Raw genomic sequence first — 21,600 nt, 5'->3', positions numbered from 1 at the left:
GAATATGGATGGACAGGATGGACATCAACGAGCGCAGGCATGCTTGAGCTCGATCAGGGTCACGCTGTTGCGGGCAAAGCCGGCGCGCAGTTCCTGCTGCAGTTCGTCGAGGCTGCGCGGTTGCGCCACGGTGCAGCCAAAGGCGCGGCCCAGGCCGGCGAAGTCCGGGTTGCGCGGCAGTACGCCAATCGGCTCGATGTCGAGGTTGAGCATGTCGTCGCGGATCTGCCCCAACGCATCGTTGTTCCACAGCAGTACCACCAGCGGACGGTCGAGCTCTTCAACCGCCGTTGCCAGTTCCTGTGCGGTGTAGAGAAAACCGCCGTCACCGACCAACACCAGGCCCGGGCGGTCTGCGCTGGCAAACATGCCGCCGATGCCCGCAGGCAGGCCATAGCCCAAGGTGCCGTAACCGGTGGGGTGCAGCCAGCTGCGCGGTGCACGGCTGGCGAAGGCGTAGTTGCCGGTGTAGGCCAGTTGGGTCATGTCGGTGCTGATGAACGCGTTGTCAGGCAACTCGGCGGCCACCCGATCAAGGATTGCCTGGTGAATCGTCTGCAGCGGGCCGTGCCCGGCCTTGACCGCCTGATGCAGGGCACTGACCGCAGCGACTGCGCTCTCGCTGTCACGGTTGATATCCGGCAAGTGTTCAAGCAAGGCGGCGACAGTCAGGCGCGCATCGCCGTGCAAGGCAATGGCGCAGGGATAGAAGTCGTTGAACTTGCGCGGGTCGATATCCACCCGCAGCAGCTCACCGGTCAGTGGCAAACGCTCGCGCCAGAAATCGGTATCGGCCATTTCGGTGCCGACTGCCAGTAGCACATCCGCTTCGGCGATCAGTTTCCAGCCGGGCTCGACACACAGGCTGGCACCGGCATTCAGCGGTGCTTGCGGGGCCAGCAGGCCTTTGCCGGCGACACTGGTGAACAGCGGCGCCGCCAGACGCTTGCTGAGCTGCTGCAACACCTCGGCGGCCTGCAGCGCACCGCCACCGGCGATGATCATCGGCCGCTTGGCTGCGGCCAGCCGGGCTGCCGCTTGCTCCAGCACGGTGCTGGCCGGCAGGCCACGGCCGGGGCGACGTACCACTTCGCTGCTCCAGTCACGTTTGACCGGCGCCGCCAGTACATCCAGTGGCACAGAAATATGCACGGGACGTGGGCGTTCACTGTCGAACACCGCGTAAGCGCGGGCGATCAGTTCCGGCAAATCTTCAGCGCTCAAAGCCACGGCGGAAAATGCCGTGATCGGCGCGGTCATGGCGCGCTGGTCCTGGGTCTCGTGCAGGCAGCCCCAGCCCTTGCCCAGGCTGGCGGTGTGGTTGACGCTGGAAATCACCAGCATCGGGATCGAGTCGGCGTAGGCCTGGCCAATGGCGGTGGCGGCGTTGGTGACGCCCGGGCCGGTGATGACAAAGCACACGCCCGGCTTGCCGCTGACCCGTGCGTAACCGTCGGCCATGAATCCGGCCCCCTGCTCATGCCGGGTCAGGACATGGCGAATACCGCTGCCGGGCAGCCCGCGGTACAGCTCTAGGGTGTGCACACCGGGAATGCCGAACACGGTGTCGACACCATAGTTGGCCAACAAGCGGACCAGGGCCTGGCCGCCGGTCAATGGGGTGTTATGCATGCTGTTCTCCTGACGCCTGGCCGAGCCGAATCAAGGCATCGACTGCGGTGGTGCCGTGGGCACCGACCATTAAGGGGTTCACATCCAGTTCCAGCAGGTGCCCGGCGTTTTCACAGGCGTAGTCGGCCACCGCGCGGATCGCCGCTACCAAGGCGTCGAGGTCGGCGCTTTCACGCCCACGGAAGCCCTGTAGCAAACTGGCGCTGCGCAGGCCCAGCACGGCAGCGCGGATCGCGCCGTCGGTGGTCGGTAGCAGCAGGGTTTTGCTGTCTTTGAGCAGCTCGACCAGAATCCCGCCGGCACCGATCACCAGCGCCAGGCCGAAGTCGTTTTCACGCTTGATGCCAACAATCAGCTCCGCCAGCGGCGCACTGGCCATCGGTTCGAGCAGCACCTGTTCGAATGGCACCTGCGGCGCGTACGCCGCTATCCGCGCCCGCATCTGCTGCAGCGCAGTATCCACCGCCTGAGCATCCTTGAGGTTCAGGGCCACGGCACCGGCTTCGGTCTTGTGCGGCAGTTGCGCGCTGACGGCTTTGAGCACCAAGGGGTAGCCGACCGCCTCAGCGGCCTGCACGGCCTGTTCCGGCGTACTCAAGGCACCTGCCGGAATGCTCAGGCCAAACGCTTGCAAAGCCTGCTTGGACTGCCATTCGTTGAGCAACTGACTGTCACCGTCCAGTGCCTGTGGGCACAACGGCAGCAATGCCGATTCACCCAGCGCCAGCAGTGTTTCACGCTGGTGGTGATAAGCGGCAATTCGACCCCAGGCCGCCAGCCCATCTTCAACGCCCTGCAGCGCGGCGATGCCCTGGGCATGCAAACGCTCACGGGCGCTGGCCGGGAGCAGTTCGGGGAAAGCCGAGGTCACAAAGCCGACCTTGCCATGGCGTTTGAGCGCAGCGCTGTACAGCTCAAGCAGCAGGTCACATTCCTTGCGCTCGCCGGTGAACTCAGCCGGATAGTCGAGCACCAGCATGGCCGCATCGGCCTCGCTGCGCAGGGCACTGTCGAGCATGCGTTCGAGGGCTGCGCCGTCACCCCAGATCGCCGTGGTGAAGTCCAGCGGGTTCACCAGGTTGGCGTAGGCCGGCAGCACCTGTGCCAGTTCATCGACCTGATCGCCTTGCAGTGCAGGCAGGCTCAGCTCATTGCGTTCGGCGTAGTCGGCGATCAACCCGGCATCGCCGCCGGAACAGGCCAGGGCAATCAGGCTACGGCCCTTGGGCAGGTTGCCGCAGGCAGCGGCCTTGAGGGTCTCGGCGAAACTGACCGGGCCGCTGACGCGGATCACCCCCAGGCGCTGGAACAGGCTGTCATACAGAGCATCGGAGCCAGACAACGAGCTGGTATGACTCAGGGCCAGCTCGGCGCCGATCTGCGACACGCCAGTTTTCAGGGCGATGATCGGAATGCCCTTCTCCAGCGCCTTGTGCGCAGCACGGGCAAAACCGGGGACATTCTTCAGGCCCTCAAGGTGCAGGCCGATAGCGGTGACCCGTGGTTCATCGAGCAACACATCCATCAGCTCGGCAATGCCCAGCTGCGCCTGGTTGCCGACCGACGCCATATACGCCACCGGCAATGAACGATCGCTCATCGACAGGTTGTAGGCGAAGTTGCCGCTTTGGGTGAGGATCGCCACACCTTTGTCTACGGTCTTGCCACCATGGGCGACCGGCCACAAGGCGCTGTTGTGCAGGTAATCAAGCAGGCCGTAGCAGTTGGGGCCGAGCAAGGCCATGTGCCCGGCGGCTTTGAGCAGTTGCTGCTGCAGGGCCTGGCCCTGCTCACCGGCTTCGGCAAAGCCTGAGGCATAGCAGATCGCCCCGCCAGCATCGATGGCCGCAAGCTCCGCGACACAGGTCAGCGTCAGCTCGCGATTGGTGGCGATGAATACTGCGTCCGGGCCACAGGGCAGCTCAGCAACACTGCGTACACATGGCACACCGTCGAGGCTGTCGTGCTGCGGGTTCACCAGCCACATCTGGCCTTGGTAGCCGCCTTCAGCACAGCGCTTGAGCGCCCGTGCCATGCTGCGGCCACCGACAAATGCCAGGTGACGCGGTGCCAGCATGCGTTTGAGATTGTCACGAATCGACTGCGACATAACTATTCTCCAGCCCGATCAACGCAACAGAGGGCGCAACAGTTCACGGGAAATGATGTGCCGCTGGATCTCCGAAGTGCCTTCCCAGATCCGCTCGATCCGCGCATTGCGCCAGATCCGCTCTACCGGGCCTTCGTCCATCAGGCCCATGCCGCCGAAAATCTGCACCGCTTCGTCGGCGACCTTGCCCAGCACCTCACTGGCGAACAGCTTGGCCATACCGGCTTCACCATCGGTCATGCTGCCCTGATCCATCTTCCAGGCGGTGTGCAGGGTCAGCAGTTCAGCAGCGCGGATCTGCGTGGCCATGTCGGCAAGCTTGAACGACACGCCCTGATAGGTACCGATCGGCTGGCCGAATTGCTTGCGATCGGCGGCCCACTGCAGCGAGACGTCCAGCGCCCGCTGGGCCTGCCCTACACAGTTGGCGGCAACCATCACTCGCCCGGCCGTGAGCCAGGCGTTGGCCACTTCCCAGCCCTTGCCGACTTCGCCCAGGACTTTGCTGGCGGGTACGCGGCAATCATCGAAGAACAGTTCATAGGTGTGGTAACCGCGGTTGCTCACACACTTCGGCCCGCGGCGGATGGTCATGCCGGGGGTGCCACGGTCGACCAGGAAAGCGGTGACGGCGTTGCGCTTGCGGCCGTTGTGTTCATAGGTGTCGGTAACGGCAAAGACGATGGCGAAATCAGCGTGCCCGGCATGGCTGATGAAGTGTTTGCTGCCGTTGAGGACGAAGTCATCACCTTCACGCACAGCGCGGGTTTTGATCGCGTTGGCATCGGAACCGGCACCCGGTTCGGTCAAGGCGAAGCAGTCCACCTTCTCACCCTGGATGCACGGCAGCAGGTAGTCGTTGATCTGCTCCCCCTTACAGGCCATGAGGATCTTCGACGGACGCGCGACAAACACATGCACCGCCCACGACACCTTCGACAGCTCACGTTCGATCAGCGCCTGGGACAGGTAATCGAGCCCGCCGCCGCCGACTTCCTCAGGCATGTTGAAGGCATAAAAACCTGCCGCGATGGCCTTGCCACGGATCTGCGCGGCCAACTCTGGCGACACTTCGTCAGCGCGGTCCACTGCCTCTTCGTGAGGCAGCAACTCCTTGGCGACAAAACTGCGTACCGCTTCCACCAACATTTCTTGTTCTTGGGTCAGTTGGAAATTCATGGAATGTTCCTGAAGAAGGTCGTGTAAGTATTTATTTGCCAACGAATTTTGCAGCGCGCTTTTCCACCGAAGCGCGCAATGCTTCGGCGCCATCCTCACTGCGCCCGCACAGCAGACCTGCCGCCAGTTCAGCCTGCAGCTGCTCGCCGAGGGTGCGCTGGGCGCCGTCGCAGATCAGGCGCTTGGTCTGGGCAAACGCGAAGGTCGGGCCATTGGCCAGGCGCGCGGCCAGTTCGGCGGTGACGGCCAGCAGTTGGTCATCGGCGCACACTTCGCCGACCAGACCGGCAGCCAGCGCCCGCTCGGCGCCCCACAGTTCATCAAGAAACAGCAAGCGCTTGGCCTGCTCGCTGCCGATCAATCGCGGCAAGTGCCAGCTGGCACCGGCATCGGGGCTGTAGGCCATGCTGGTGTAGCCCGCCTTGAACCGCGCAGACGCCGCTGCCACGCGCAGATCGCAGCACAGGCTCAGGTCCATCCCGGCACCGACGGCGGTGCCGTTGATCGCAGCAATGGTTGGCTTTTCCAGACTATGCAGGCGCTGCATCAGGGCGTGCGCGGTTTCTGTCCAGCCATAGCTTTCCAGTGCGCCACGGGCTTCGGCCTCGGCCCATTCGGCCAGATCTGCCCCGGCACAAAAACTGCGCCCGCTGCCGGTCAGCACCACCACCCGCACCGCCGGGTCGGTGTTGTAGGCGTCCAACAAGGCATGCAGGTTTTTCAGGCTGGGGATATCCAGCGCATTGCGCTGTTCCGGGCGATTGAGCGTGATCCAGGCAACACCGGCTTCGACCGTGCTCAGCAGTGACGTGGAAGTAGTCATGGAAGGCCTCGAATTATTCTGGTTGGCGTGAGGGGTAGGACTTGAGCTGATACTAAACGAGTGTTCAGCAAGGAGACAATCGGCGGGGAGATCTTGTGTAACAGATGAGAAAATGCATGTATCTAATTGTTTTATATGGCTTTTTAAATATTTTGATTTTGACTTTAAAGATCGCTGTTACAACTTCGCACAACTGCGTCTACAGAACGCAATCGCGGGGCAAGCCCGCTCCTACCTGCCTTGTGCAATCCGGCAGGTAGGAGCGGGCTTGCCCCGCGATGCGATGTGTGGAGGATTACACCGAAGGCGCCAACACCACCTGACGCTTACGATTAATCATGAAGTACGCCGCATAGCACACGGCAATGAAGCCAAAGCCCCAGTACAACGATGGCCGTTGCGTTTCATCCAGTGCCAGGAACACAAACAGCGAGCTGCACAGGGTGATGCACAGCAGCGGCACCAGCGGGTACAGCGGGGCCCGGTACTTCAGGTCAGCCAGTTGACCACCTTCACGCAAGAACGCTTTACGGAAGCGATACTGAGCCAAGGCGATAACGATCCAGGTCACAGTGCCAGACATGCCGCTTACCGCCATCAGCACCATGAACAAGGTGTCTGCGGCAATGAAGCTGGTCATCAGCGACACCAGGGCAAAGCACAGGGTGATGCTCAGCGCGCGCAGCGGTACGCCACGTTTGCTCAGCGGCGACAGGCTCTTGGGCGCCATGCCGGTTTTCGACATCGCCCAGAGAATACGCGTCGAGGCGTACAACCCTGAGTTGCCCACCGACAGAATCGCAGTGAGGATGACGAAGTTCATCAGGTCGGCCGCGTACGGAATGCCGACCATGTCGAACACTTGCACAAACGGGCTTTCCATCAGGCCAGCCTGCTGCCAAGGCACGATGGCCGACAGCACGACGATAGCCAGCACATAGAAGATCAACACGCGGAACACCACGTTGCGCACGGCACGCGGGATGCTCTTTTCCGGCTGGTCGGTTTCACCGGCGGCCACGCCCATGATCTCGCAGCCCTGGAAGGCGTAGACCACGGTCATCATCACTGCGAACACAGCCGACAAGCCATTGGGGAACAGCGAATCGCCGATCAGGTTGCTCATCATCGGTGCCGGTGCACCACTGCTCAGTGGGATGGCACCGAAAATCACCAACACGCCCACGATGATAAAGCCGAGGATCGCGGCGACTTTGATCCCCGAGAACCAGTACTCCGCCTCACCGAAAGCACGCGTGGCCAGGGCATTGAGGCCGAACAGCACCACCACGAACAGTGCCGACCAGTACCAGATCGGTACCTCCGGGAACCAGCGCACCATCAGCATGCCAGCTGCGGTGAACTCCAGGCCGACGGTGGTCGCCCAGCTCATCCAGTACACCCAGCCGATCATGAACCCCGTCGCCGGGCCAATGTATTTGGTGGCATGGGCCTGGAATGAACCGGACACCGGCATCTGCACCGACAGCTCGCCCAGGCAGACCATCACCAGGTACATCAGGAAACCGGCCACCAGATAGGCAAGGATCGCACCCAGCGGCCCGCCCTGGTTGATGGTGACCCCCGAGCCCATGAACAACCCGGTGCCGATCACCCCGCCCAGCGACAGCATGAAGATGTGTCGGCTCTTCAGGGCGCGGGTCAGGTGGATGCCTTTACGTTCGCTTGATTCGCTCATGTCGGCACCTCAGCAGTGACGGATGGGCGAGAGGGAGAAACGGTAACGCGGGGACGGCTGAGCTTTACGGCAGTTCATTATTATTATCTCCAATAAGCTTCGAAGACCGCGTGCAGTGCGGTTAGCGTCGATTATTGGAAAGCGATGTAAGGTGGCGTTGTACGTAACGATCAAAGATGTAAAAAGTCGTAACTTTTTTGTACATCAGCGCTGGATCAAGCCTTCCAGGGCCTGCAAGGCCCGCTGCAGTTGTACCTGTAACCGTTCTTGCAAGCCTTCGACGGCCTGCAGGTCGCGGGCTCGGGCAGCGTCTTCCAGCGCGCGCAACACCCGCGCCAGGCCACAGAACCCCAGCGAATCGCTGCTGCCTGCCAGGCGATGCGCCAGATGGCCGATCTCGGTGCAATCGCCGGCCTGCATGGCTTCGGCCAGTGCACTGCGGTGCTGGACAATCAACGCCTGCAGTACGCCAAGCAAGCCCTGCACCTTCTCTTCGCCCAGTAACTGACGGTGGGTTTGCAACAACGACTGGTCCAGTTCCGACGCTTCTGCCACCGTTGCGGCCAAGCCCTCTTCTGCGGCCAGCGCCTGCCGCAAACTGTCGAGTTTCAAGGGTTTGGCCAAAACACCCTGCATGCCTGCCTCGAGGCAGCTCTGCACCAATGCCGGTTGCACACTGGCGGTCAATGCCAGCATCCGCACCTGCTGGTTCGGCCCCGGTCCGCTGCGGATCTGCCGACACAGTTCAACACCGCTGATGCCCGGTAAATGCACGTCCAGCAACAGCAGGTCGAAGCGCTGTTCGCGGCACATCGCCAGGCCCTGTTCAGCCGCCTCGGCCAGCCACACGCGGTGACCGTCGCGCAGCAGCAGGCCGCTGACCACCTCGCGGTTCAACGCCACATCTTCAACCACCAGGATATCCAGCGCTGCAACCTGCGGCGCCGCCGCAATCGCCTGCACCAGCGGTTGACCGCGGGCCAGGTCAAGCTCGAACCAGAAACAACTGCCCTGCCCCTCGACGCTGTGCAGGCCAATACGGCCGTTCAGTTGCTCAACCAGATGCTTGCTGATCGCCAACCCCAAACCGGTGCCGCCGTAACGCCGGGCGACGGCCTCGCTGGCCTGGGTAAAGCGCTCGAAAATTTTCGCCTGCATCGCTTCGGCAATACCGATGCCGTTGTCGCTGACGCTGACCCGCACCTGCTGCCGCTCATCATGCTCAGCCTGCACCTCGACCCGCACGCTGACCTGCCCGCCTTCGGTGAACTTGATGGCGTTGGCCAGCAGGTTGCTCAACACCTGGCGCAGATACTGTTCGGCACCGTGTTGCCAGTCGGCAAGTCGCGGGTCGATCTGGCAGTCCAGACGGCTGGCGTTGGCCTCGGCCTTGGGCGCAAGCAGGGTCATGACTTCTTCACACAACTGGCGCAACGAAAAACTCACCGCTTCCGGGCGGCTCTCGCCTTCTTCGAGACGGGCGAAATACAGCACTTCATTAAGAATGCTCAGCAGCCCTTCTCCGGCTTTGACCAACGCTTCCAGCCGCTTCCGATCCTGACCCTGCAGCCCGGCGTCATGCAGCAGTTCAGCCATGCCGAGCATGCCGTTAAGCGGCGTGCGCAGTTCATGACTCATGGTCGCCAAAAACCGCGACTTGGCGAGGTTGGCTGACTCGGCCTCCTCTTTAGCGCGCAACAGGCTGGCGGTGCGCCGCTCGACCATCTTCTGCAGCTCATCGCGCTTGTCCTGCAAGGCCAGGCGATCCACTTCGCGGCGCTCGATATCGCTGAGAATCGCTCGGCGCATGTCGTCCAGGGCATGGGCGACAGTGTCGATTTCGTCAAAGCGCGCACCGCGACGCTTGTCCAGGCGCAGCGGTTCCTGCCAGTCGCCGGCACCCACGCGGCGGGCAAACTCGGCCATCACCTGCAAATGACGCGTGACCAGGCGATAGAACAACCCCGACAAGGCCACGGCCAAGCCACACAAGAACACACTCATCCACAACAGGCTGGTCAGCCCGGTGGCGAACAGGCGCCGGTGCACGGCGCCCAGGTCGATGCTGACCTCAAGCTCACCGAGGTGGCGCAACGGCCCCGACGGCGGCTGAAAATCCAGGGCAAAGCGCTCGATGCGCAGCGGCCCGGGCGGGTTGGCCTCGCCTTGCAGCAGATTGAAATCCGCGCTGCTCAGGCGCACCCGTGCGACATCGGAAAAGTCCACCAGACCGCGCAACTGCACGCTGATCTGCTCTTGGTTGAGGTCCCAGAGGCTGCGCTCAAGACTGGCCAGGTAGCCCACCCGAATCAACGCCATGCGCGCATCGATATCGCGCATCTCCCGGCGGTATTCGAAGTACAGCTGCACGGTACTGGCCAGCACGGTAAAGCACAGGCTGAACAACAGAATGAACAGCAACAGGCGCCTGAGCAGGCCCTCGGCATGCAGGCGGATCATCTTGCATCAGCCGGTAGGTTGATCATGTCGCGGTAGGTCACTTCGCTCTGGTGCAACCAGCGCTCGATCTCACCGCTGTCGGTCATGCGTTGCAACTGCTCATCGATATCGGCCATGCGCTGACTCAAGGGTGAATGACGCGAGACGGCGACCCGCAGGTAATCGACGCTCAAGGCCGCAGGCAAGGCCTGGATAGCCTCGGCGCCGGGCAGGCGTTCGAGGAACAGTTGCCCGGTGCGGCGCTCCTGAATGACAAAGTCGATGCGCCCACGCATCAGCTTGCCGAAGTTCTGCTGGCTGGAGGACACCCATTCGATGTTCTGATGCTCGGCCACAAAGGCATCGAAGGCCGGACCGTAGCTTTCGCCAAACAGCAGGCCGCCACGGTAACCGGCCAGGTCCTGCAGGCGTTCGAAGCGAATCGGTCGCTGGCGATTGATGAACACGGCCACCTCCTCGCGCAACACCGGCACCCTGGAAAAGCGCATGCCTTGGTCACGCTGGTCACTGTTGTAAGCCAGCACCACGTCTACCCGGCCTTCGGCAGCATCCATCAGGCAGCGCTTCCAGTTGCCCAATACCACCATTTCAACCTCGTAACCCAGGCGGGCGAACAATTCACGGACCACCGTCGGCGCCAGGCCACGCACTTGCTTGCCGTCGCTCCAGGACACCGGCGGATACACCGGGTAGTCGCAATAGCGGATACGCTCGGCGGCCTGCGAAAACGAGGCCAGCAGCACCAGCATCAGGCCCAGCCAACCGCGCATGCGGCTCAGGCCGCCACGCTGGCGGTAAACAGGTACCCGGCGCCGTGGATGGTGATGATCAGTTGTGGCTCGGCCGGGTCGTCGTGCAACTTGCGCCGTAAACGCCCGACCAGCACGTCGATGGAGCGGTCGTTGGGCACCCATTCACGGTTGCGGATCTGGTCCATCAACTGATCGCGGCTGAGGGTGTGGCCACTGTTGCGCAGAAACACACTGAGCAACTGGAACTCGCCATGGGTCAGCAGGGTTTCACTGCCTTGCGGGTCAATCAGGCGGCGGCGGTCGCTGTCCAGCGCCCAGTCGGCGAACTGTTTCAGTGCATGCTGGCTGGTTGCGGGCGGCCGCGAAGCCTGGGCATGGCGCACGCGGCGCACCAGGTTTTTGGCGCGCGACACCAGCTCACGGGGATTGAGGGGTTTGATCACATAGTCGTCGGCACCGCACTCCAGGCCGACGATGCGATCGATGTCGTCGTTGCGCCCGGTGATGAGGATGATGCCGACTTCCGAACGCACCCGCAGCTCACGGGTCAGGGTCAGGCCGTCTTTGCCCGGCAGGCGGATGTCGAGCATCACCAGGTCGACGGTGTGGCTGGCAAGAAACTGCTCGGCCTGTTCGGCGGTGTCGGCACAGTGAACGTCGTAGCCTTCCTGAGACAGGTAGGCGTGCAGCAAGTCGCGAATAAGCGGATCGTCATCGACGATCAGTACCCGAGGCGTCATTGCGTGTTGTCTCTTATAGTCGTTGTTTTTTAACCCGCGACAGCAGCGTACCTATTACTGAACGACCGATCAACAGCCCTCGGTCTGGGTGAAACGCCGGCGCCCACCGGCTTGCAGGCCATCGACCCAGGCCTCGCAGATCTGCACGCCCTGATCCGGGGTGAAGGTGCCGGGGTTAAGCCCCGATTCCAGCCACAAACCGTCAAGCAAGGCACTCAGGCTGATGGCCGCCAGATCATTGTCAAAGCCTTGCCAGCCCTCCTCTTCGGCCAAGGCGCCGAGCAGACGGCCCAGCTCGTTGCGGTACTCGCCGTAGGAGTGATCGTGCACCTGGTTGATCGCCTCGGCGGTTTTCACCGCGCCCCAGAACGCCAACCAGGCATCGAGCAACTGCGGATCGAGCAGCTCGGCGCAGAACGAGGCGCGGAAAAATGCCGAGAGGCGTTCGCGGGCATTGGGGGCGGCCTGGGCCATGGCGTCGCGAATCAGGCCCATGACCCGTCCGGTGACCGCCATGTAGGCTTCGGCGACCAGTTCATCCTTGCCCGAATAGTGGTGGCTGATCAGCCCCACCGACACCCCTGCCTCAGCCGAGATCTTGCGGATCGAGGCGCCCTGGAAGCCGTGACGTTTCAGGCACACCAGGGTCGCTTCGACCAGGTTGGCCTTGCGTAACTCGGGGATCATGCGGCTGAAACGGGCTTCCTGGCTCATTTGCGGTCTCGTTGGTGAGAGGGTTTTCGCGGGGCAAGCCCGCGCCTACCGGTAGGAGCGGGCTTGCCCTGCGATGCTGTTGAACAACTGTACAACAACTCCCGCTTAGTCGCGATAATCCGGCGCCACGCGTTGCACCAGGCGCAGCAACGCCGCCCACGCCAACTGCATGCCATCCGGATCGCTCAGTTCGCCTTCTTTGAGCGGCCGTGCAGGCTCGTTGAATTGCTGCTCGGTATGGGCACAGACCGCATCGGGCGGCAGGATTATTTCGCCAGCGGCTTGCGCTGCCAGCTGAATTTCACAGGCTTTTTCCAGATAATACATGCGCAGGAACGCCTGGCTGACGCTTTCGCCTACGGTCAGCAAGCCATGGTTACGCAGCATCAGCACCGGCTTGTCGCCCAGGTCGCGCACCAGACGTTGTTGCTCGTCCATGTCCAGCGCAATCCCTTCGTAGTCGTGGTAAGCGACCTTGCCGAAAAACTCCATGGAAATCTGGTTGACCGGCAGCAGCCCGCACTTGAGCGCGGCCACCGCACACCCGGCCTTGGTGTGGGTGTGCAGCACGCACTGGGCGTCTTCGCGGGCGCTGTGAATGGCGCTGTGAATCACGAAGCCGGCCGGATTGACCGGGTACTCAGAGGGTTCCACGGCATTGCCCTGCAGGTCGATCTTGACCAGCTTGGAGGCAGTGATTTCATCGAACATCAAGCCGTAGGGATTGATCAGAAAGTGATGTTCGGGGCCAGGAATACGCACCGAGATATGGGTGAAAATCAGGTCGGTCATGCGAAAGTGCGCGATCAGCCGGTAGCAGGCCGCCAGTTCCTGGCGCAGACGCAGTTCGGTTTCAGTCGGAGTCATTGTTGTTGTACTCAGGCAAATGGCCGGGCAGACAATAGGGCTGGACACGTGCCGGTGTCCAGCCACACTGGATTACTTACTGGCCCAGGCGTTAAAGCGTTCTTCGAGTTCGTCGCCGTGATCCACCCAGAATTCGACGTTCATCGCCAAAGCGCCTTCAAGGTTCTGTTTGGAGGTCGGCACCCAGTTGGCGAGCTTCGGATCAAGCGCTGCTGCCGCTTCGGTGTTGGTCGGTCCGTAAGGGATCTGATTGACGTAGCGCACCTGGGTGTCGGGCTGGTTGGCATAGGCGATCAGGCGCTTGGCCTGGTCGACATGCCGCGAGCCTTTGATGATCGCCCAGTAGTCCATGCCGTACAGGCTACCCGGCCACACCACGGCCAGCGGGCTGCCCTCCTGCGCGGCGACGGCGATCCGGCCACTGTAGGTCGAGGTCATGACCACGTCGCCAGCGCTGAGCCACTGCGCCGGTTGCGCGCCGGCTTCCCACCACTGGATGTAAGGTTTGAGTTCAGTGAGTTTGGCAAACGCGCGGTCAACGCCCTGTGGCGTGGCCAATACGCTGTAAACGTCTTCGGCCTTGACGCCGTCGGCCATCAGGGCAAATTCCAGGTTATAGACCGCACGCTTGCGCAGGCCGCGCTTGCCAGGAATTTTCTGCACGTCCCAGAAGTCGGCCCATGAGGCGGGTGCCTGGGCCAGTTTGTTGCGGTCGTAGGCAATCGCCACGCTCCACACCAGCACCGCCGAGCCGCATTCCTGGGCAGCATCGGGGATCAGCTGTTCGGCGCGGCCAAGCTTGGCCCAGTCAAGCCGTTCGTACATGCCCTCTTCACAGCCGCGCATCAAATCCGGGGCTTCGATCATCACCAGGTCCCAATCGACGTTGCCGGTGTCGACCATCACTTTGATCCGCGCCATTTCACCGTTGTATTCACTCTGGATCAGTTTGCTGCCGTCCTGGGCACTGAACGGCTGAAAGATCGCCGCATCCTGGGCTTTCTGGCCAGCGCCGCCGTAGGCCACGACCACCATATCGGGCGCGGCCTGGGCACTGCCAAGGGCAAGGGCGAGCAGCCAGGCAGACCGTTTGAGCAGGTTCGATGTCATCAGTGATTCCTCATGCTGGTACCGCGCCGGGCGCGGTCCGTTTTCTTGTTGTTGTGAGGTGCACCCCAGGACTCGGGGTGAATCGAAAGCTAGCCAAGGCCCAGTAAAAAAACAAGTTGATTTTTTACTGTCGGTACACTTCTATAGAAAATATAAAAACAACAACCCGCTGGAGCCTGCACAGCATGTCGACCTTCACGCACCTGTTCGAACCGCTGTACATCCGTGGCAAACGCCTGAAGAACCGCATCATGTCCAGCGGTCACGACACCTCGATTCCCACCGACAACCTGGTCAATGAGCGCTTGATCGCCTACCACAAAGCCCGTGCCGAGGGCGGCGTTGGCCTGATCGTGCTGCAGGTGGCCGGGGTGCACGACAGCGCGCGCTACACCTCGCATGTGCTGATGGCCACCGACGATGCCTGCATCGAGGGCTACCGTCAGTTGGCCGAGACCTGCCATGCCCACGGCACGGTGGTGCTGTCGCAGATCTTCCACCCCGGGCGGGAAATCATGGAGTCCAGCGATGGCCTGCTGGCCGTGGCCTATTCCGCCTCGGCAGTGCCCAATGAACGCTTTCGGGTGATGCCGCGCGCCCTCGATCAGGTGATGATCGACGAGATCGTGCAAGGCTATGCCGATGCTGCCCGGCGCCTGCACCAGGCCGGGCTGGATGGCGTCGAAGTGGTCGCCAGTCACGGCTATCTGCCGGCGCAGTTCATCAACCCCAGGGTCAATCGCCGCAGCGATGGCTACAACGGCGGGCTGGAACAGCGCCTGCGTTTTGTGCGTGAAGTCATTGCCGCCGTGCGCGCCGCCACCACGCCTGAGTTCATCATCGGCCTGCGCATCAGTGCCGATGAGCGCGATGCCGAAGGCCTGACCGAGGACGAATCGCTGGCCGCCGTGCAGGTGCTGCAACAGGAACTCGACTACGTCCATATCGTTGCCGGTACCTCGGCCTCGCTGGGCGGCGCCGTGCATATCGTGCCGCCGATGGCTATCGAAGCGGCGTACCTGGCCCGTGAGGCCGGCACCTTCAAGGCCAGCCTGTCGATTCCGCTGTTCGTGACCGGGCGCATCAATCAACCACAGGAGGCCGAGTTGATCCTGGCCCGTGGCCAGGCCGATGTCTGCGGCATGACCCGCGCGCTGATCTGCGACCCGCAGATGCCCAACAAAACCGATAGTGGCCGTGCTGAAGACGTGCGCGCCTGCATCGCCTGCAATCAGGCCTGTATCGGTCACTTCCACCGCGGCCTGCCGATTTCCTGTATCCAGCACCCGGAGACCGGGCGTGAACAACAGTTCGGCCACCTGCAGTCCGCGTCTGCGCGCAAACGCATTCTGGTCGCCGGAGGTGGCCCGGCAGGTATGAAGGCGGCGGCGGTGGCGGCGGCGCGCGGTCATCAGGTAACCCTGTACGAAGCCAGCGCGCAACTCGGCGGTCAGGTGCTGCTCGCCCAATTGCTGCCGCGCCGCGCCGAGTTCGGCGGCGCCAGCACCAACCTGCAGCGCGAAATGCAGTTGGCTGGGGTCGAGGTGGTGCGCAATACCCGGGTCGACCGCGCCCTGGTGGAGCGCGAAAAGCCCGATCTGGTTATCGTCGCCACCGGTGCCGAGCCCTACTGGCCAAGCTTCGAGCGCGCGGGTGATCTGCAGGTAGTCGATGCCTGGCAGGTGCTACGCGACGAGGTCACGCTCGGACGCTCGGTGCTGGTGGTGGACTGGCGTTGCGACTGGATCGGCCCGGGCATTGCCGAGCGCCTGGTGCGCAATGGGCATCAGGTGCAGTTGGCCGTCAATGGCACCCACTGCGGCGAGAGCCTGCCGCTGTACGTGCGCGACCAGATGGCCGGTGAGCTGCATAAGCTCGGCATCCCGATTACCCCCTACGCCCGCCTCTATGGCAGCGATGACAGCACCGTGTACCTGCAACACACCGCCAGCGGCGAGCCGATGATCTTTGAAGACATCGACACCCTGGTCCTGTGCCAGGGTCATCAGCCGGTCGACGATTTGGCGCAGGCGCTCAGCGGCCTGGTGGACGTCAAACGCATCGGCGATTGCCTGGCGCCACGTACTGCCGAAGAAGCCATTTACGAAGGATTGAAAGTCGCCTGGACGCTGTGAGCCTGTTTATACTCCGGGGCTTTGCAGCGTGCGGTCCGGAGCACCCCATGAGCAACAATAGCAAGATGCCGCCCGGCGGCGCCGTTCCCAGCCAGGAAGGCGCCACCGCCCCGCAGTTTCTCGGCACGCGCATCCGCGGCCTGCGCAAGCGCCGCGGCATGACCCTGGCCGAGCTGGCCCAGCAGAGCGAACTGACGGCTGGCTACATCAGCCAGTTGGAGCGCAACCTGTCGTACCCGTCGATTCCGGCGCTGTTCAACATCGCCCGCAGCCTGGGCGTCACCATCCAGTGGTTCTTCGCCAGCGAAACCAGCACCGACCCTGCCGACAACGGCTATGTCGTGCGAAAAAACAGCCGCCTGAGCGTGCACTACGAAGACGGCATCGTTGACCAGTTGCTCAGCCCGCAACCGAACCGCGAACTGGAAATGCTCCATTCACGCTTCCCGCCTGGCACCTACAGCCAGCAGAGTTACAGCCACGACGGCGAAGAAGCCGGCTACCTGCTCTCGGGCAGTTTCGAGCTGTGGGTCGGCGATCGTTACTTCCAGCTCAGCGAAGGTGACAGCTTCAGCTTTTCCAGCCAGGAGCCGCACCGCTATGGCAACCCTGGCGAGGTCGATGCCGTGGTGATCTGGGTGATTACGCCGCCGACCTTCTGACCTGCTTTGCACACATTCCCGGCACAACAACAATAAAGGCTTGCCATGAACGACCCGATTACCCGCGACCTGCACAACGGCGTACTGACCCTGACCTTCAACCGGCCAGACAAACTCAACGCCATGAACAACGCCCTGTACAGCCTGTTCGGCGATATGCTGCAGGCCGCCAGTGGCGACCCGCAGGTCGATGTGATTGTCATCACCGGTGGCGCGCAGTGCTTCAGCGCCGGTAACGACCTCAAGGATTTTCTCGACAACCCGCCCAGCGACATGGACAGCCCGGTGTTTCGCCTGATGCGCATCGTCCTGGCCCTGGACAAACCGCTGATTGCCGCGGTCAGCGGCGCGGCCATCGGCATTGGCACGACCCTGCTGTTGCACTGCGACCAGGTGCTGGTCAGCCGCAGTGCCAAACTGCGCATGCCCTTCGTGCCGCTGGGCCTGTGCCCGGAGTTCGGCTCCAGCCTGTTGTTGCCCCGCCTGCTGGGGCACGCGCGTGCGGCGCGCTTGCTGTTGTGCAATGAACTGCTCAGTGGCGAACAGGCCGTGCAGTGGGGCCTGGCCAACGAACTGCACGAAGACGGCGAGCAGTGCCTTGCCGCCGCCCAGCAATTGGCCCAGCGCCTGCAGGCGTTACCGCAGGAAGCCCTGCGGATCAGCAAGCGTTTGCTCAAGGACGCCCACCGGGCAGAGCTTGAAGCCTGTGTGCAGCGTGAAGGGTTGCTGTTCATCGAACGCCTGCATACCCCCGAAGCGAAGGCGGCGTTGCGGGCGTTGGTCAAGGACTGACGACGCCCCGGCGTTGGTCAGTTACAAAGCTGGCAACCTGGGCCAGTTGTTGATCGGCCCACGCCAGTGCTCATAGGTCTTGGCCATTTGCAGCAACCAGTGGTCGGCAAAGCGTGGCCCCACCAGTTGCAGGCCGATGGGCATCCCTTGGTCAGTGAAACCGCAGTTGATCGACAGCGCCGGCTGTTCGCCCATGTTCCACGGTACGGTGAAGGCGATGTGTTCGAACGGCAGCGCAGGATCGTTGGTCGGTGATGCCCAATAGGCCGGGAAGGCGTTGACTTGATTGGTGGGCGAAATCAACAGGTCGAACTCACTGAACAATGCCGCGGCGCGACGGCGAATCTCGAAGGTCTGGTTGAAGCCTTCTACCGCCTGCTGCGCGGTCAGTACCTGCGCACCCTCGGCCCACTCGCGAATGTACGGCAACACCTGCTCCAATCGGTGCGGGGCCAGGGTTTGCAACTGGCTCCATTGACGTGCCCGCCAAAAGTGGTCGAGACCGCGCAGTAGCGCCCTGTTCATGACCGGTGCGGCCTCCCTGACCTGGGCTCCGTGACGCTCGAACACGCGTGCGGCATCACCTACCGCCGCCAGTGTTTGCTCGCAGGGCTGCAGGCCAACACCCGGATCCGTAATCAAGCCGACCCGCAAGCCTTGAACCGACTGGGTGTTCAGCCCCCAGTCACAGTCTATCGGCGGCAAGCTGGTGGCGTCGCGGGCATCGGGCCGGCTCAGGTAGCGCATCATCAGCGCGCAATCATCCAGATTACGGGTCATCGGGCCGGCACAACGGCCGGTGTAGTACGGATCGACCGGCACGCGCCCCAATGTCGGCTTGAAGCCCACCAGCCCACACCAGGCCGCAGGCAAGCGTATTGAGCCACCAATGTCGGTGCCGATATGCAGAGGTCCGTAGCCTGCTGCTGCCGCTGCAGCAGCCCCCGCACTTGAGCCACCCGGATTATTGCTCAGGTCCCATGGGTTGCGGGTCAGCCCGTACAGGCTCGACAAGCCGGAGGACAACATGCCGAAATCAGGCACAGTGGTTTTGCCCAGGATGATCGCCCCCTCTTCACGCATGCGTGCTGCTGGCGGCGCATCAACCAGTTCGGGGACCGCCACGGTAGCCGCGCAGCCCAGGCCGATTGCGTCGCCTTGGGTGGCGATCAGCTCTTTGATCGTCACCGGCAAACCGTCCAGCAGCCCCTGCGGGCGGCCTTGACTCCAGCGTTGCGTGGACGCCCGCGCCTGGTCGCGCACTTGCTGCGGATCGAAAGCGCACAGCGCGTGCAGGTAAGGCTCGCAATGCTCGATATGGCTCAGCAGGTGCTCGTAGTATTCCAGGGGTGACAAGGCTTTATTGGCAAACAGCGCCAGCAGCTGCGTTGCCGAGTAATCATGCAGATCACCGACGCTGTTCCTGTGAGTTAAGGGCATAAGACCTCCATGTCCGCCGGGCGAGCACTTTTGTTGCTGCCGTACATCCACGCTGTGCACACACCAACAGCGCCCATGAGCAGGCTGAATGCCACGCAAGACCAGGCACTCCAGGGCATGAGCGCAATAAGCGTCAACGGCGTGATGCTGGCCCACAGCGCATAAGCCATGTTGTAGGTCAGGGAAATGCCCGAGACCCGCACACGCGGCGGGAACAGTCCCACCATCAGCGATGGCACCACACCGACCACGCCGCAGCTCAACCCCGCCAGCGCGTATGCCAGGCTGACCAGTGAGCTGCCGCTGACCAGGCAGGCATACAGCAACGTCACCCCCAGTGGCAGCAAAACGCTGTAGAGCATCAGCGCACGCCAGGCGCCGATGCGGTCAGCCAGCATGCCGGCGAGCACGCAGCCGATGTTCAGAAACACTATGCCAAGGCTACTGAGGGCAAAGGTCTGACTGGCACTGATGGCAAAGCTTTTTTGCATCACCGTGGGGGTTACCACCACCAGCACGACCACCGCCGAGGTCAACACGCAGGTCAGCAACATGGCCGGCACGATCGCGCGGCGATGCTCACGCACCACCCTGCGCAGCGGCAATTGCGGATCGATTTCTCGTCGTTGCTGCAGGGCAATGAACACGGGTGTTTCGCTGAGCCAGCGCCGCAGCCATACCCCCACCAGGCCAAACACGCCGCCCAGAAGGAAGGGAATTCGCCAGGCGTAATCAAGGATCTCGGCCGGGCTGTAGGTGCGCGCCAGCCAGGTGGCCATCAATGCCCCCAGCAGGTAGCCGAAGGTCAGTCCTGCCTGCAGGATGCCCAGCGCATAACCGCGATGACCGGCAGGCGCATGCTCAGCCACAAAGACCCAGGCACTGGGCACTTCGCCCCCCACTGCTGCGCCTTGCAGTACACGCAGCAGCAACAACAGCAGGGGTGCCCAGTAACCGATCTGTTCGTAGGTGGGCATCACGCCAATCAGCAGGCAGGGCAACGCCATCATCAGGATGCTCAGGCTGAACATCCGCTTGCGCCCCAGGCGGTCAGCAAAATGGGCCATGAGAATGCCGCCCAGGGGCCGTGCCAGATAACCCGTTACAAAAATTCCAAAGCTTTGCAGCAGACGCAACCATTCCGGCATCTGCGCGGGAAAGAACAGTTCACTGAGCGTCAGCGCAAAGAACACGAAGATGATGAAGTCGTAAATTTCCAGGGCGCCGCCCAAGGCCGCCAGGCCCAACGTCTTGTAGTCGGAGCGGGAGAAACGACGCAGATCAACGGGGGCCGTCATAACGCCTCTTTGCACAGATCCTGGGATACGACAGCGACTCAACCGTGTCGCAGCGATCGCAGCACAGGCCCTGATAGCACTGGCAACGACCCGCCAATGCTCTGCGCAATGATTACAAGGGGCAACACAAACGAGGCGCTGGGTCGCTTTTTAGCGAAAATCTGTACATTGAGTTTTCACCGCTTTCACCAATAATCGGGCGCTCCCCACCTCTCGAACATTGAGCGCAACATGGAAGAAGTTCAGCGTAAATTCGACGATTTTTCGCACCCAGACGTAGGTGCAATAGCCATTATTCGCGGCCGAATGCTCCAGGCTTTGCAGCAGTACCTGCTCGAGCGCGACTTCAAACAGCTGTTGCCCATCCTCATGTCGCCGATCACCGACCCGTTGAATCATGCGGTGTACCCAGCCGAGCTTCAGTACCAGGAACGTCGCCTGAAGCTGACGGCCAGCATGATCTTCCACAAGCAATTGGCGTTGACCGCCAATGATCACGAACGGATCTTCATCGTCGCGCCGAACATTCGCCTGGAGAAGCCCGAGATCAAAGACTCGGTCAACCATCTGCTGGAGTTCTCTCAGTTCGACTTCGAAATCCGTCATGGCGATATGCACCAAGCCATGGCCCTGATCGAAGGCCTGATCAAGTACACCCTGGCCGAAGTGAGCCAGCACTGTGCCCCGCAGCTGGCACAGCTGGGGCGGCAGCTCCCGCACTACAGCACCGCTTTCCCGGTGTACAGCTCAGATGAGTTACGGGCAGAGTACGGCGACGATTTCGAAAAAATCATGTCGGCCAAGGCGCACACCCCGTTCTTCGTGACCAACTACAAACGCGAGTTCTATGACCGCGAGACGCCTGGCACGCGCGGCAAGTACAACAATTACGATCTGATTTACCCCGACGGGTACGGTGAGGCGCTGTCGGGTGCCGAACGCGAATTCGAGTACGAGCAGATTCTCTACCGTATGCAGGAGCTGAGCATGGATCTGGGTCCGTTTGCCAACTACCTTGAGTTCGCCCGGCGCGGGCTGCTGCACCCAAGCGCAGGCGGCGGCCTGGGCATCGAACGGTTCCTGAAGTTCATCTGCGGTAAACGCCATATCCGCGATGTCGCGCTGTTCGATCGCACTGTCGGTAGCAACTTCCTGTTCTGACCCTTCCCCTTGTCCACCTCTCTCTC

17 protein-coding genes are annotated in these 21,600 nt (G+C 62.3%); 4 read left to right on the top strand and 13 right to left on the bottom strand.

Going from position 1 to position 21,600, the window contains the following annotated elements:
- Positions 1–24: 24 nt before the first annotated feature.
- The 11 genes from ACP6KB_RS12275 to ACP6KB_RS12225 form a co-directional block, all read right to left on the bottom strand.
- Positions 25–1,632 carry a 5-guanidino-2-oxopentanoate decarboxylase gene (locus ACP6KB_RS12275; RefSeq protein WP_442113985.1) on the bottom strand — a complete coding sequence of 536 codons (1,608 nt, stop codon included), beginning with the start codon at positions 1,630–1,632 and terminating at the stop codon, positions 25–27.
- A complete protein-coding gene (locus ACP6KB_RS12270) occupies positions 1,625–3,742 on the bottom strand; it encodes an acetate--CoA ligase family protein (RefSeq protein ID WP_442113984.1) in 2,118 nt (705 codons plus the stop codon). Before ACP6KB_RS12270 ends, ACP6KB_RS12275 begins: the two co-directional genes overlap by 8 nt.
- An 18-nt stretch (positions 3,743–3,760) precedes the next feature.
- Positions 3,761–4,921: an acyl-CoA dehydrogenase family protein gene (locus ACP6KB_RS12265; RefSeq protein ID WP_197876778.1), complete on the bottom strand. Its 1,161-nt coding sequence runs from the start codon at positions 4,919–4,921 to the stop codon at positions 3,761–3,763.
- Between the two features lie 31 nt (positions 4,922–4,952).
- The gene (locus ACP6KB_RS12260) at positions 4,953–5,744 is read right to left on the bottom strand and encodes an enoyl-CoA hydratase/isomerase family protein (RefSeq protein ID WP_442113983.1); all 792 of its coding nucleotides are present in this window, start codon (positions 5,742–5,744) and stop codon (positions 4,953–4,955) included.
- Positions 5,745–6,039: 295 nt separating this feature from the next.
- Entirely contained in the window at positions 6,040–7,443 is a 1,404-nt protein-coding gene (locus tag ACP6KB_RS12255) for an amino acid permease (protein WP_442113982.1), read from the bottom strand.
- A gap of 204 nt (positions 7,444–7,647) precedes the next feature.
- Entirely contained in the window at positions 7,648–9,903 is a 2,256-nt protein-coding gene (locus ACP6KB_RS12250; protein WP_442113981.1) for an ATP-binding protein, read from the bottom strand.
- Complete coding sequence (locus tag ACP6KB_RS12245) at positions 9,900–10,673, bottom strand: substrate-binding periplasmic protein (protein ID WP_442113980.1); 774 nt, start codon at positions 10,671–10,673, stop codon at positions 9,900–9,902. Before ACP6KB_RS12245 ends, ACP6KB_RS12250 begins: the two co-directional genes overlap by 4 nt.
- A gap of 5 nt (positions 10,674–10,678) precedes the next feature.
- Positions 10,679–11,395, bottom strand: coding sequence for a response regulator (locus ACP6KB_RS12240; protein WP_442113979.1), 717 nt, complete (start codon positions 11,393–11,395; stop codon positions 10,679–10,681).
- 69 nt (positions 11,396–11,464) lie between these two features.
- The gene (locus tag ACP6KB_RS12235) at positions 11,465–12,109 is read right to left on the bottom strand and encodes a TetR family transcriptional regulator C-terminal domain-containing protein (RefSeq protein WP_442113978.1); all 645 of its coding nucleotides are present in this window, start codon (positions 12,107–12,109) and stop codon (positions 11,465–11,467) included.
- Between the two features lie 105 nt (positions 12,110–12,214).
- The gene (locus ACP6KB_RS12230; protein WP_442113977.1) at positions 12,215–12,976 is read right to left on the bottom strand and encodes a class II aldolase/adducin family protein; all 762 of its coding nucleotides are present in this window, start codon (positions 12,974–12,976) and stop codon (positions 12,215–12,217) included.
- Between the two features lie 72 nt (positions 12,977–13,048).
- Entirely contained in the window at positions 13,049–14,086 is a 1,038-nt protein-coding gene (locus ACP6KB_RS12225) for an ABC transporter substrate-binding protein (protein ID WP_442113976.1), read from the bottom strand.
- A gap of 185 nt (positions 14,087–14,271) precedes the next feature.
- Here ACP6KB_RS12225 and ACP6KB_RS12220 point away from each other — a divergent pair, with 185 nt between their 5' ends.
- The 3 genes from ACP6KB_RS12220 (at position 14,272) to ACP6KB_RS12210 (ending at position 17,675) form a co-directional block, all read left to right on the top strand.
- A complete protein-coding gene (locus tag ACP6KB_RS12220; protein ID WP_442113975.1) occupies positions 14,272–16,221 on the top strand; it encodes an oxidoreductase in 1,950 nt (649 codons plus the stop codon).
- A gap of 65 nt (positions 16,222–16,286) precedes the next feature.
- Positions 16,287–16,883 (top strand): cupin domain-containing protein, encoded by a 597-nt coding sequence (locus ACP6KB_RS12215; RefSeq protein WP_442114297.1) that lies wholly within the window; start codon positions 16,287–16,289, stop codon positions 16,881–16,883.
- 45 nt (positions 16,884–16,928) lie between these two features.
- The gene (locus tag ACP6KB_RS12210) at positions 16,929–17,675 is read left to right on the top strand and encodes an enoyl-CoA hydratase (protein ID WP_442113974.1); all 747 of its coding nucleotides are present in this window, start codon (positions 16,929–16,931) and stop codon (positions 17,673–17,675) included.
- Between the two features lie 21 nt (positions 17,676–17,696).
- Here ACP6KB_RS12210 and ACP6KB_RS12205 read toward each other — a convergent pair whose 3' ends face one another.
- Both ACP6KB_RS12205 and ACP6KB_RS12200 read right to left on the bottom strand, forming a co-directional pair.
- Positions 17,697–19,115 (bottom strand): amidase, encoded by a 1,419-nt coding sequence (locus ACP6KB_RS12205; RefSeq protein WP_442113973.1) that lies wholly within the window; start codon positions 19,113–19,115, stop codon positions 17,697–17,699.
- A complete protein-coding gene (locus ACP6KB_RS12200) occupies positions 19,106–20,413 on the bottom strand; it encodes an MFS transporter (RefSeq protein ID WP_442113972.1) in 1,308 nt (435 codons plus the stop codon). The genes ACP6KB_RS12205 and ACP6KB_RS12200 overlap by 10 nt, the downstream gene beginning before the upstream one ends.
- A 231-nt stretch (positions 20,414–20,644) precedes the next feature.
- On the opposite strand from ACP6KB_RS12200, the gene ACP6KB_RS12195 reads away from it, so the two are divergent.
- Positions 20,645–21,574, top strand: coding sequence for an asparagine synthetase A (locus ACP6KB_RS12195; protein ID WP_442113971.1), 930 nt, complete (start codon positions 20,645–20,647; stop codon positions 21,572–21,574).
- Positions 21,575–21,600: the final 26 nt, after the last annotated feature.

Origin of the sequence: Pseudomonas sp. NUPR-001 (genome assembly GCF_052147955.1) — a bacterium.
Classification (GTDB): Bacteria; Pseudomonadota; Gammaproteobacteria; order Pseudomonadales; family Pseudomonadaceae; genus Aquipseudomonas.
This window is presented reverse-complemented; position numbering and strand designations above follow the sequence as displayed.